Source organism: Clostridium sp., from assembly GCF_047777555.1.
In the GTDB taxonomy this organism is placed as follows: Bacteria; Bacillota; Clostridia; order Clostridiales; family Clostridiaceae; genus Clostridium_H.
Window position 1 is genome coordinate 408,532 of the sequence record NZ_JBKEEV010000002.1, and the last position, 12,363, is coordinate 420,894.

Here is a 12,363-nt window from a genome sequence, read left to right on the forward strand (position 1 = left end):
ATACATCCTGTTCAATTAAACTTCGGCAGGGCGGCGTATCCTGCATACCTGGTTACTGCTAAATGCAGCGTGTCGGGTGCCATTTCCGATCCTCAAAATCTAATTGAACTTATTTTCATTATATGCTTGATACGTCTATATTATACCATCATAAAATTAATAATTCAACATCTTATTCTATAAATATCAGTATATCTAACTGCAAATCTTACTTGTATTCTATTAATCTACCACTATTGATTCTATTATTTAATTTAGATTCAGATATTGGATAAAGTGATGCTACATAGATATAATTATTATTTAAATCCGCTTCTACAGCTACCAAAAGATTTTCATCTACTTTCTTTACAAATTCTATGCTTGTTCCTTCTTTTCTTGGATGATTACCTATATAATCTGGTTCTGATATTACATTCTCAATTGTTGGCAAAATATTATCAATAACCTTTTTGCTTAAAGAGTCATGTCCTCTAGCATGTCTCTTTTTTATATGCTTAATAACACCAGGAGCAGCATATACATCTCCAGTATATTTAAAATTTACTATACTCGCTACATCTTCTGTTATCTTACCAACTTTACTATATTTGTGTATATCTGATTTTTCCACTATAAAAACCTCTTAAATCATTAATATTTGGATAAATACCATTCAGCTTGCTCTTTAGGAATAGGAGGACTTATCAGATAACCTTGACCTATGTCACAGCCGATTTTCTCAATTATACGAGCTTGCTTTTCATTTTCTATACCCTCAACAATAGTGTCAAAGCCAAGGGCATGCCCCATATCAATTATGAGTTTGATAATTGATATAGTATTGTTGACATCGGTTTCAAAATCTCTAATAAAAGATGCGTCTATTTTTAAAATATCTATACTTAGGCTTTTTAATAAGCTCAAAGATGAGTAACCAGTTCCAAAGTCATCAATTGCTATTTTAATCCCCAGATCCTTTAACTCATTAACAATCTGAAATGCTTTAACCATATCCTGCATTACGCTCTCAGTAAGTTCAATAATAAGGTATTCAGGGTTTAAATTCAAACTTTCAATACATTGTTTTACTGTATCTATAAAGTCTGCATGTTTAAGCTGAATGGCTGATACATTTATTGAAATAGGAATATTAGCTAGTCCAGTTTCCTGCCAAAGCTTATTCTGACTGCAAGCAGTCTTAAGCACCCATTCCCCAATCGGTACAATAAGCCCAGTCTCCTCTGCTATGGGTATAAATTCAGAAGGTGGAATCATTCCTAAAGTAGGATGTTTCCAACGTATTAATGCTTCCATCCCCCATATATCTCCTGTATTAAGATCCATTTCAGGCTGATAATACAAAATAAATTCATTATTTTGTATTGCTCTTCTGAGTCCACTTTCTATCTCAATTCTTCTAAGCAGAGTTTTGTTTAAATCATCTGAGAAGAATTGATAGTTGTTCTTCCCTCTTTCCTTAGCATGATACATTGCTACATCAGCACTTTTTACAAGATTCTCTACACTTTCACCATCTATAGGATATAAGCTTATACCAATGCTTGGAGAAATAAAAATCTCATATCCATTTAAAGCAAAGCTTGTATTAAATTTATCAATAATTCTTTTAGCTATTGCTGAACTTTCATCCTGGCCAACATTATCCAGTATAATAATAAATTCGTCACCTCCATATCTAAAAACCACATCTTCTTTGCGCACAGATTTTTTAAGCCTTTTAGTTGCCTGAATAAGCATAAGATCGCCAAAATTATGTCCAAGAGAATCGTTTATGTTTTTAAAATTATCTAAATCTATAAACATTACAGCAAATTGCTTCTTATTGCTATCTTTTGAAATAAGTAAATTATTTAAGAATTGGTTTAAGCTGTATCGATTCGGCAAACCTGTTAAGGCATCATAATATGCCATTCTCTTTATTTGGGACTGAGCCTTCATAAGCCTATTTTCAGTTTTTTTTCTCTCCGTTATATCTTTAAACATACACATTATTGCTTGAGAGTTTTTATGAGCAATACATATGGTGTTTGATTCTACTATTAAAATTCTACCATCCAGTGTAATAAGTCTTTTCTCCACAAAATTAAACTTTTCTCCATTCAGAGCTCTTGATATCCTGCCAATTTCTGCCTCCCTATCTTCTTCATGAATAAGATCTATTTCAAGAGTTCCAAGTAGGTCCTCAATACCTTTTGCACCTGTTAGCTTTACAGCCATAGGGTTTGCATAAATAATTCTACCGTTTTTGTGAATAATTATTCCCATAGGACTTGCTTCTACAAGATCTTTATAGCGCTTTTCACGTTCTTCCATAATCATCCCAGCATTTATCTTAGTTTTCAAATCCACATAGGCTACCATAAGAAATGCAAAATAAATTAGTAAAACACTACTTTCGCTGACAGCTGGATTTTTTACTTTAAGGGATAAACATATTATAGATGAAAACATAATGATAATATATATTTTTAAATGAGATATATCTTTAATCCTAAACAGTACAAAAAGTGTGCTAACAAGAAGAAGCATTGTTTGCTCTACACTAAAGCTGGATTTATAGGTAGTATATATAGTTATAAAGCTGGTCATATAATAAACACCAACTAAAACTGCATCTGAGTTATCTTTTATATAGTCACTAATATAAGTTAGAATAAATATGAGAAAATATATACTAGCAATAATTAATCCTATTAAAATTGTATTAACCTTAGGAAGTTTATACTTCATCATAAAACCAGTTATTATCGAAATTACTACTGCAAAAATACATATAATTCTTAGTGCTTTACAATTCTCGCAGCAATAAAGTTTTATCCTTTCATCAGCACTCCTTTCCATTGTTCACCCTCCCAGATAGGCTATAAAAGCCTGATTACATTTTTTATTCCTAATCTTGTATATTCGACGTAATATTTCAAATTCCTCTTTATGGAATAAATATATTGTCTTATATCACGCAAAAAATACACTAAAATTCACATTTTGCCACACTACATTGCTATTAGATTTATATTTTAACAATTATATTCAATATTTATAATAATCTGAGAGAGTTTACTATGGAGCATAAGATATCTACGAAAAATTATACTCTAAGTTCAAAACATATTCCAAAAATACCCCTATTCCAATAAGGGCGTAATCTTTCCAGAATAATATATACATAAAACATGCAGTGCTCTTGTGCAAGCTGTATAAAGCAGCAGTCGTTCTTCCTCACAATTATAATTTTCATCCCCTACATTATATATAAGAACTACATCAAATTCTAATCCTTTAGCTAGGTAAGCTGGTATTACCAAGGTGCCACTCACATATTCATCATCATCATTAAGTATTGCTTTAACATTAACCTTGCCATCTAGGAAACAATATACGTCCTTTGCTTCCTTTAAAGTCCTAGTTATAATGCCAATTGATTTGTATCCTTTCTCCTTATATATTTTTATATCATCAATAAGTCTTTGCTTTATAGACACTTCATCTGGAAAGCCAAGGATTAAAGGTTTATCACCACTTCTCCCTACGCATTCATCATTAATCTCCTTATTAAGCAGCCTTCTTGAAAATCTAGTGATTTCCATTGTGGACCTGTAGCTTTTGGTTAAGTTTATCATACATGTATCATCTTTAGGCAGTATATGAGATATATTTTCATAATTTCCTACATTCATGAAGGGATTGATAGATTGATGTAAATCTCCTAGTATAGTCATATTTGCAGATTTGAAAAGCTGATAAAAAATCTCATACTGCAGCGGTGTATAATCCTGAGCTTCATCGATAATAACATATTTTATTTCAGAGGTTCTAGGAATATCTCCCATGGCACCTTTTAGATATAGAAGAGGCGGCTGGTCCTCATAATTAAGTACTCCAGATTTTAGGCTTTCAAGAGTATATCTTTTGATTTCATCAATTTCATCCTCACAGCATTTAATATTTAGATTTGCAGAAAAAAGCTCTAGTTTTCCAAAAAGCCTTCTGTAAATATCAACCAAATCAAACTCTGTCATTCTATTGATTTTATTGTATACATCCTTTATTTCATTTTTTACCATAGCTGTACTACGCTGTATAATCTCTACTTTATCTATATAAGAGCCTGAATCATTAAGCTCACTTGAAACTTCTTTTATTCGTTCCTTTTCATAAGGCTCTACAAGGAACAAAATCCTATCTTTTATCTTCTGTAGCCTCCTCTTCAATGGAAGTTGTGCATAATCATTAAAAAACAATTCTTTTATATCTTTAGAAGATATAATTAACCTGCCATTAAAAATAATATCTGTAAAGTTTCTATCTTTACTTTCTAGGTAGGAAACATATTGTTTTAAGATATCTATAAATTCCACAGAAGACTTAAATTTAATACTGCTAATTCTTTTTTTATAGTCATATTCCTTTTTGCAAGTAAGAATATACTCCATCATTTCACAATAGCTTTCCTTTTTAAACTCATTTTCTAAGGACTTATGCATATATTCCTTAAATGTAGTCTGATACATATTATCTTCTCCAAGCTGTGGCAGTACATTAGAAATATAATCATTAAAAGTATCATTTGGAGAGAATATTACTATATTTTGAGGACTTATCTTATCCCTGTGCTTATATAATAGATAGGCAATTCTATGAAGAGCAATAGAAGTTTTCCCGCTTCCAGCAGGTCCTTGGACAATCAGATTTTTGTACTCCTCATTACGAATTACTTTATTCTGCTCTCTTTGAATAGTTGTTACTATGGTCTTCATCTTATTATCTGTGCTTTTACCCAAGATATCCTGTAATATTTCATCATCTATCTTAAGATTGCTATCAAACATATACTCAATTTTACCATTATTAATTTTGTACTGTCTTTTTAACGTTAGTTTTCCACTAATGATTCCTTCAGGGCATTCATAACTTGCTTCTCCAATTTCGTAATCATAAAACATACTTGAAATGGGTGCTCTCCAATCGTATATGAGGAAATCATAGTTATCATTTATAAGGTTTGAGATTCCAATGTAATACTTTTCAGCTTTTTCCTCACCATTTTCGTGGAAATCTATTCTTCCAAAATAGGGTGACAAAAGCATTCTCTCATATTTTCCCTCAAGCTTTCTAGTGAACTCATGGCTCCTTTTCTTTGCTTTCATTATATTTATAAACTCAATAAATTCTACAATCTGCTCTAGTCCATTGTTTATAGAAAGGGAACCTACGTCATGCCACATATCTCTTTGTGTTTCAATGTAATCCCTTTTAAAATGATCTTTAAAGTCACGACTTTTATCAAGCTGTTTTCGAATCTCTTTAAGTATCTCTTGAAGCCATTTATTTTCAGTTATCCATTCGCTATTGCTTATATTCATAATATACACACTCCTTTAAATAATATTTTTTAAACCCTATTGACATTGTTTTTGTAAAAGTGTATAATAAAATTAGGATATTATAAAGATTATTGTATAAATAATAGTGTCGAACTTATAATATCACTATCATTTTCTTATGTCAATATAAAAGACATTCGCCTAAAGGCAAATGTCTTTTTGTGATGTAAGTTATTATTTTATTTCAATAAGTTCATATTCCATTGTTCCCAATCCTATTTTTTCTGCATGTCTAAGCGATGTCCTTCCTTTTTCAAAGAGTTTTTTTCCACTGTTTTTCTGAACCAAATCTAGGCATGCTGTATCTAAGGCAACAGGGTCTTTTCCTGCAAGAACACCAATATTACCTGCAACTGGTTTCATATGCTCGCCAACGCAGTCGCACTCCTTAGTAATATTGTGTACAAAGGTAATGTATATTATATCCTTATCCTTTGATGCTCCATATGCATATTCTGCAAGTTTCTCAAGGAAATTAGCTCCTCCCCAAGAATTTTCAATGGCACCTTGAGGACAGACAGCGATACATCCAGCACAGCCAATACATTTATTTTCATCGATTGCTGCAGCATCTGAAATTTGAATAGCACCAAAATTACACTTATTTACACAAATACCACAAGAAACACATTTCTCTTGATCTACTACAGGTGATATGCCTGAATGCTGCTCCATCTTTCCACCTCTAGAAGCAAAACCCATAGCAAGCTGCTTTAGAGCACCGCCAAATCCAGCTGCCACATGTCCTTTAAAATGTCCCATAACAATAAATTGTTTAAATTCACCATATCTCTTACCTATTTTGCATTTTTTAACGTATTCTTTATTTATCTCTACTTCATTGTACTCTGTTCCTATATCTCCATCAGCTATTATAATTGGAATCTGTGTGAAGCCATGAGCTTTTGCTGTTTCAATATGAAGCTCTGTGGTAGTTCTTGATCCTCTATATAGTACATTGCTTTCGATAAAGGATGGAGATACCCCATTTTCTTTAAGATAATTTATAATTTCATCATAGCATTTTGCAGGTATAAAGGTTTTGTTTCCCTTTTCGCCAAAGTGAACCTTTATAGGCACTTCTTTTTCAAACTTATGTCCAGTTTCTGATACTATTTTTTTCAAAAGTTCTAATGCATCTTTTCCAAGCTTATCATAATCTGATTCTGAATTTTTAATGAAATATACTTTACTCATGATAACACCCTTTCTTTTACTTTTTATGAACTCTCTCTGTACCAGCTTTAATTGCTGTTTCATAATACCATATCTTATGATTGATAGTTTCCATAACCTTATTCAATTCCTCCATCTGCTTTAAAACGACTTTTTTCCTTTCAAGGAAAATTTCCAGCCGTTCTTGAAGCGTCCTATCACCCTCTTGGCATAAATCCATGTACTTTTTTATTTGTTTTATAGGCATTCCAGACCTTTTCATACATGTTATCATTCCCAGACTGTGAAAATCTTCATCTTTGAAAACCCTAGTTCCATCTGGTTTCTTATCCAGAAAAGGCAGGAGACCTTCTTTATCGTAATATCGCAGAGTTGAAACAGTAACTCCCATTTTCTCCGCAGCCTGTCTAATGGTATAAGTCATATGTGCCTCCTTTCTTTGCCAAATTATTATTCTACATACCCTATGATAAGGGGTAAAGTTGACTTTATGTCAATACTTAATTTAATTACTTATGTATAAAATCATATCTTATTTAATTATATCTCTCGTGCAAGGTTATCTCTATATAAATATACAATACATCATATAACCTTGTTGAATATAAGTACCTAATACGTCAAAATATTATCATAAACCCAATAATATGCAATATAATCTATTTATTTCTAAAAACGTATACAAAATACAAGATAAGTAATGGAGGACTCAAAATGAAAGGAAAGAAATTAGCATTAATACTAAGTATAGCGGCGGTAATAACTGTAGTACCAAACAATGCTAGAGCAGCAAGCAGCAATAATAAGACTACTGCTACAACATCAATATCAAAATCACTTAGTGTCAAAACAAATGTAGATGTAAATAAGGATTTGACTATAACCTTTAACAAGGCAATTAATATAAATAACATAGATAAATCCTTAATAACAGTTAAAGATGAAAATGGCAATAACTTGAATGTAACGCTGGTACCTGGAGAGTATGATACTCAGATGGTAGTAAAATCACCATCTGATGGATACGATTATAATACAGAATATACATTGACAGTTGCAAAAGGAAAGTATGGAAAACTCAACTTAGAGACACCCTATACATTAAAATTTAAAACTAAAGAAAAAGAAAAAACAAATGATGAACTTGCAAAAGAAATCTATGGTGATATTAATCTAGCTCATGAAGTTTACCTAGATTATGTAAAAGATACTCAGCATGATAAGGACAAGTTTTATGAAAACAAAACATGGTGTAATTACCAATGTTATGAACAATATGGTGACTATAACCTAAAATTCATGGAAAAATATCTTAATAAACCTGAATATGCACATGTAACAGATTTAAATTATTATCAGAAAATAAAAGGCTTAACAATAAATTTTGATAAGGTTAATAACTCAAATAGACACTTACAGCTACACAATTTACCAAAGAGTATGTGGCAATATCCAAATAGAAATGACATATATGAATTCAACTATATAAATCCTTATATTATAGCTATATGGAGACCAGATACTGCTAAAGAAATATTAGACGAAATAAATAAGAACAGAGTACAAAGAGGCTTAAAAGAACTTAAATTAGACCCAGACTTAACGGCAATCAGTATGTGGGGAGCTAAACGCTCTTATATAAATCAAGTATGTGATGATACACTACAACCATACAGATTAGGAGAAGACGAAGGCTTCAATTTTTTCTCTATAGTATATAATAACCAAGCATATTATGACTACGTGGATAGATCAAAAAGAATAACTCCTCCACCAACAAGTGATGGTGCTTCATGGGCGAAGTTTGAAATAATTTCTGGAACAACGCCTATGGTACCAAAATATGCAGAAAATTTCTCTACTGGTGGTGATGAAGGAGCCTTTGAATTATACTATAATACTCAGTTAGAAAAGGATTTAACAAAGTATTTCGATTATGATAAGCCTATAAGACTAATAAACTATGCAACTCCATTTGATTATAACGGAGAGAAAATAGTAAAAAGGCTGTCAGAAAGAAATAGAATAGGTAGAGATAATAGCAGTCCTTATAGATGGGCAAATTATGGTACAAATAGAGTATTTAATGATGAAATATATAATGATAAAATAGAAAATATAGGAGTTGGAGTTATATACGAAAAAGCGGGTAATGGGTTGTTTAATGGAGCCTTTGTAATCTATATAATAGTAAGTTAAGATAAGAGTTAACCTAAGAGAAGGAGATTCACATATTCACATGATGAAGATGGTGAATCTCCTTGAACCATACCTTTCCTTTTTCATAGTTAATTAAAAAATTACGCTGTTGCTTGGAATATAAACCAGCCATCCTTAACCACAAATCGAAATACACCGCCGTGCTTTTCCACGATACAAGCCATGCTCGGATTAACCCCTTCGTTTTGGACAAAACCTAATAAATTCTTTAGTTTTGTCAGAATTACACCCTTATTTCAATATTAGTTAGACTTTCTCCAAAATGAAGGTTATAAAATTCATTCGGTGACATAAACTTTAAACTTGAGTGAATTCTCCTTTTGTTATAAAATTCCATGAATTCGTTTACTACTTCGTATGCTTCTGCATAACTTTGAAACTCATATTTTTTCAAGCAATCATCCTCAAGTATTCTATGAAATGATTCTACATGTGCATTCTTATTTGGTGTTTTAACAGGTATTCTCTCGTGTTCTATTGCAATTTCTTCGCAGCATTCGCTGAATTTATAGCTTACAAACTGTGGCCCATTATCTGTTCTTATTACAGGCTTTAAGGCTCCTTCTGCAAATAGATTTCTTTGCATTAGACATTTTCTCAGTAATGCTGCCGCATCTTTAGTTTCGCAGTGGAATCCCATGTGGTAATCAATGATGCTTCTATCAAAGACATCAATAAGGTTTAGAAGATAGAAAAATTTATCCTCGCCATGGATATAGCCATACTTAATATCCATCTCCCAAAGTTGATTTGAGCCTGTTATAGTCCTGTTTACAGCGATAGTTCTCTTTACTTTAGGCTTAATAACTCTTTGGTCTTTTAGTATTCCAAGCTCCTTGCACAGCCTATAAACCTTCTTATGGTTAATTGTGAGTTTATAGTGTTTTCTTAGATGGTAGGTTATTTTTCTATAGCCGTAGTCAGCTGCATCTCCATCAATTGATTCCATAATAAACTCTTTGATCTGCTCATCGCATACCTTCTTTTCTTCCTGGTCTATGCTGTATCCCCTAGGCTTACCGCCTTTAGGCTTTGCCTTTTCCTTACCTTCTACATTCAAATTATAGTAATATGTTGATTTGCTAAGTTTGACCACCTTTAGTACAAAAACTGCGTTATATCCTTGTTCTATATATTTTTTAGCTATTTCTACTTTATCTTTAATTGAGGGTTCGATTTTTTTATTAAGTCTTTAAGTATTGCTATCTCAAGGTCTTTCTCACCTAGAAGCTTCTTTAGCTGATCATTCTCCTTTGTTACTTCTGTCAATTCACTCTCTAGCTCTTTATCTCCCTCAACTAAAGCCTTTCTTCCTGGCTTAATCTTAATCTCATCTTTATTCTTAGATTCCTTAATCCAAGTAAATATTGTTGATTTTGATATTCCATGTCTTCTTGAGACTAATGAAACATTTCCTACTTCTTTAACTTCTCTTAATATTTCTTCCTTCAATTCTTTTGTATAAGTTCTTCCTCTCATGGCTTACCTCCAATCACTTTCTACATTATAATAAATGTATAGGCAATTGTCCAAATCAATTTAGGGGCTTATGAGATTAAAAAACATCCGTATCGTAGGTGTACAAGATCCCGTTACCAAAACAACAGCTCCTTTACATTGGATTGCTACTGATAAAAGTGGCAAATGTGTTGTTATTGAACAAACTATGACAGGCCTTGAGATAATTGATAATCCCATAGGTGTCATGGCCAATAGTCCTGATTTTAAATGGCATATGACCAATCTAAGAAATTATATGGATGTATCAATTAATCAACAAAAGGAAGTTTATTGGGGAAATGTATCACTAACTCCTTTTGGTCAAGGTGCAGGAACCATACATCTCCCAGGCGGCTTCACATCTCCTGAGCGTTTTGTTCGCGCAGCTTTTTTAAAAACACATGTAACAGTTCCTAAAAACCAATCCGAAGCACTTATGACATGCTTTCATATTATGAACAGCGTTTTTATTCCTAAGGGTATTGTCTTAACTGATAAAGGTACCTATGATTATACGAAATACATTGCCTTTATAAACACTAATACATGCGAATACTATTTTAAAACTTATGAGAATAATCAAATCATGAGGGCAAGCCTTTGTGATTATTATATGCATAGTACGCAACCAATCTTTCTTGGAAACATTGTATTCTCTGAATAACCTCATTTACTTATGATACGGTTCCCCATTAATTATCCTAAATCCTCTATAAATCTGTTCTAACAGTATGACCCTCATAAGCTGGTGTGGGAAGGTCATTTTAGAAAAAGAAAGCTTATAATCTGCTCTACTAAGTACCTCTTTAGATAATCCAAGAGAACCTCCAATTATAAAAGCAACATTGCTGTTTCCTCTAACTCCCTGCTGGCTTATGAAGTCTGCCAATTCTTCAGAAGTTAGCATCTTCCCTTCTATAGCTAAAGCTACAACAAACATATTATCCTTAATATGTTTTAATATGTTATTTCCCTCTTTTTCTTTTATCATTATTTCTTCCTTTTCCGAGGCATTGTCTGGAGTTTTTTCATCACTCAATTCAATAATATCCAGTTTGCAATATCTGCTCAATCTTTTGCTGTATTCATCTATTGCACTTTTTAAATACTTTTCTTTCAATTTCCCTACGCAAATAACTGTTATATTCATTTTATCTCCATTCTTTTTACTTCATCTATTTTTTTCACTATTTTTTGTTTAACCTTTGATAAAAGCTCCTCTTTGCTTTTTCCATCCTCTAAATAATTAACAAAAGCGCACTCTAAATGATATTCCTTAAATCTTTCATCATTTTCTTTTATATATTTAAAAATTTCCCTTATCTTGTCAATAAGATAGTTTTGATTATCCTCATCTTTATTCTTAAAAGTTGCTATGAAACTTTGAACTTCATATCTTATAAATATGTCTGCATTCTTTAGTATATCATTTAACTTAATATATATATCATTTCCTAGTATAATGTACTCTTTTTCAACATCTTCTGTAAAGCTGTCTACAAATTTAAAAAGAGTTATCATCATTATGGAGAAATTATTCTGCTTCTTCTCAGCATCCTTTAGCTGATTAGATAGATAGTCTTGAAAATCTAAATTTAACTTATTATTTTTCTCCTTAATTATGTTGCCCCCATTTTTATTTGTCTTTTTATATTTTTTGTCCATACCTTTCACTATTCTTTTTAACAACATTTTCTCATCAAAGGGCTTCAATATGTAATCTACCGCTCCTGCCTTTATACTCTTTACAAACTTTTTTTTCCTATTTTCTGAGGTTACTATCAACACTGGTATATCTATCCCTCTGCTTTTTAACTTATTTAGTATATCTATTCCGCTCTCTCTATCCAAATTTATCTCCATTATTATTAGTGAAACATCATAATTGACTTCAGCCAGTATTCTAAATAGTTGGAAAGAATTCACAGCTTCATATACATGTACCTCATAATCAGAAACCAATTCCTTTATTCTACTTCTCATGTAAGCCTTGCTATCTAATATTACTATATTTCTCATAAAAATCACTCCTATATACTGTGACGGTACTTCTGCTTACTACTACATAGTAATTTTCGTA

The 12,363-nt window shown here is 31.7% G+C and carries 10 protein-coding genes and 1 pseudogene; 2 read left to right on the forward strand and 9 right to left on the reverse strand.

Annotated elements, in window-relative coordinates; translation table 11 throughout:
- Positions 1 to 208: 208 nt before the first annotated feature.
- The 5 genes from ACFWTK_RS05240 to ACFWTK_RS05260 form a co-directional block, all read right to left on the reverse strand.
- Positions 209 to 613, reverse strand: coding sequence for a PBECR2 nuclease fold domain-containing protein (locus ACFWTK_RS05240; protein WP_415875041.1), 405 nt, complete (start codon positions 611 to 613; stop codon positions 209 to 211).
- Positions 614 to 633: 20 nt separating this feature from the next.
- Positions 634 to 2,844 carry an EAL domain-containing protein gene (locus ACFWTK_RS05245; RefSeq protein ID WP_415875042.1) on the reverse strand — a complete coding sequence of 737 codons (2,211 nt, stop codon included), beginning with the start codon at positions 2,842 to 2,844 and terminating at the stop codon, positions 634 to 636.
- A gap of 284 nt (positions 2,845 to 3,128) precedes the next feature.
- Positions 3,129 to 5,366, reverse strand: coding sequence for an RNA polymerase recycling motor HelD (gene helD / locus ACFWTK_RS05250; RefSeq protein ID WP_415875043.1), 2,238 nt, complete (start codon positions 5,364 to 5,366; stop codon positions 3,129 to 3,131).
- Between the two features lie 195 nt (positions 5,367 to 5,561).
- A complete protein-coding gene (locus ACFWTK_RS05255) occupies positions 5,562 to 6,584 on the reverse strand; it encodes a DUF362 domain-containing protein (protein WP_415875044.1) in 1,023 nt (340 codons plus the stop codon).
- A gap of 16 nt (positions 6,585 to 6,600) precedes the next feature.
- On the reverse strand, positions 6,601 to 6,987 hold the full coding sequence (locus tag ACFWTK_RS05260; RefSeq protein ID WP_415875045.1) for a MerR family transcriptional regulator: 387 nt from the start codon (positions 6,985 to 6,987) through the stop codon (positions 6,601 to 6,603).
- 290 nt (positions 6,988 to 7,277) lie between these two features.
- On the opposite strand from ACFWTK_RS05260, the gene ACFWTK_RS05265 reads away from it, so the two are divergent.
- A complete protein-coding gene (locus tag ACFWTK_RS05265; RefSeq protein WP_415875046.1) occupies positions 7,278 to 8,762 on the forward strand; it encodes an Ig-like domain-containing protein in 1,485 nt (494 codons plus the stop codon).
- Positions 8,763 to 9,006: 244 nt separating this feature from the next.
- Here the strand turns inward: ACFWTK_RS05265 and ACFWTK_RS05275 are convergent, their stop codons facing one another.
- Together ACFWTK_RS05275 and ACFWTK_RS05280 are read right to left on the reverse strand one after the other, a co-directional pair.
- Entirely contained in the window at positions 9,007 to 9,879 is an 873-nt protein-coding gene (locus ACFWTK_RS05275) for an IS3 family transposase (protein WP_415875047.1), read from the reverse strand.
- Between the two features lie 53 nt (positions 9,880 to 9,932).
- Positions 9,933 to 10,262: a transposase gene (locus ACFWTK_RS05280; RefSeq protein ID WP_242976316.1), complete on the reverse strand. Its 330-nt coding sequence runs from the start codon at positions 10,260 to 10,262 to the stop codon at positions 9,933 to 9,935.
- 76 nt (positions 10,263 to 10,338) lie between these two features.
- Between ACFWTK_RS05280 and ACFWTK_RS05285 the strand changes: the two are divergent.
- A pseudogene (locus tag ACFWTK_RS05285) lies at positions 10,339 to 10,947 on the forward strand (linear amide C-N hydrolase); the annotation flags it as partial.
- A gap of 6 nt (positions 10,948 to 10,953) precedes the next feature.
- On the opposite strand, the gene rlmH reads toward ACFWTK_RS05285, so the two are convergent.
- A complete protein-coding gene (rlmH, locus tag ACFWTK_RS05290) occupies positions 10,954 to 11,433 on the reverse strand; it encodes a 23S rRNA (pseudouridine(1915)-N(3))-methyltransferase RlmH (RefSeq protein ID WP_273093537.1) in 480 nt (159 codons plus the stop codon).
- Entirely contained in the window at positions 11,430 to 12,302 is an 873-nt protein-coding gene (locus ACFWTK_RS05295; RefSeq protein ID WP_415875048.1) for a response regulator transcription factor, read from the reverse strand. Before ACFWTK_RS05295 ends, rlmH begins: the two co-directional genes overlap by 4 nt.
- Between the last annotated feature and the right edge of the window lie 61 nt (positions 12,303 to 12,363).

What these genes read in the sequence shown, in the direction of transcription:
- ACFWTK_RS05245 (WP_415875042.1), bottom strand. Translation starts at nt 2,844, where the DNA reads ATGGAAAGGAGTGCTGATGAAAGGATAAAACTTTATTGCTGCGAGAAT.
- helD (WP_415875043.1), bottom strand. Translation starts at nt 5,366, where the DNA reads ATGAATATAAGCAATAGCGAATGGATAACTGAAAATAAATGGCTTCAA.
- ACFWTK_RS05255 (WP_415875044.1), bottom strand. Translation starts at nt 6,584, where the DNA reads ATGAGTAAAGTATATTTCATTAAAAATTCAGAATCAGATTATGATAAG.
- ACFWTK_RS05260 (WP_415875045.1), bottom strand. Translation starts at nt 6,987, where the DNA reads ATGACTTATACCATTAGACAGGCTGCGGAGAAAATGGGAGTTACTGTT.
- ACFWTK_RS05265 (WP_415875046.1), top strand. Translation starts at nt 7,278, where the DNA reads ATGAAAGGAAAGAAATTAGCATTAATACTAAGTATAGCGGCGGTAATA.
- ACFWTK_RS05280 (WP_242976316.1), bottom strand. Translation starts at nt 10,262, where the DNA reads ATGAGAGGAAGAACTTATACAAAAGAATTGAAGGAAGAAATATTAAGA.
- rlmH (WP_273093537.1), bottom strand. Translation starts at nt 11,433, where the DNA reads ATGAATATAACAGTTATTTGCGTAGGGAAATTGAAAGAAAAGTATTTA.
- ACFWTK_RS05295 (WP_415875048.1), bottom strand. Translation starts at nt 12,302, where the DNA reads ATGAGAAATATAGTAATATTAGATAGCAAGGCTTACATGAGAAGTAGA.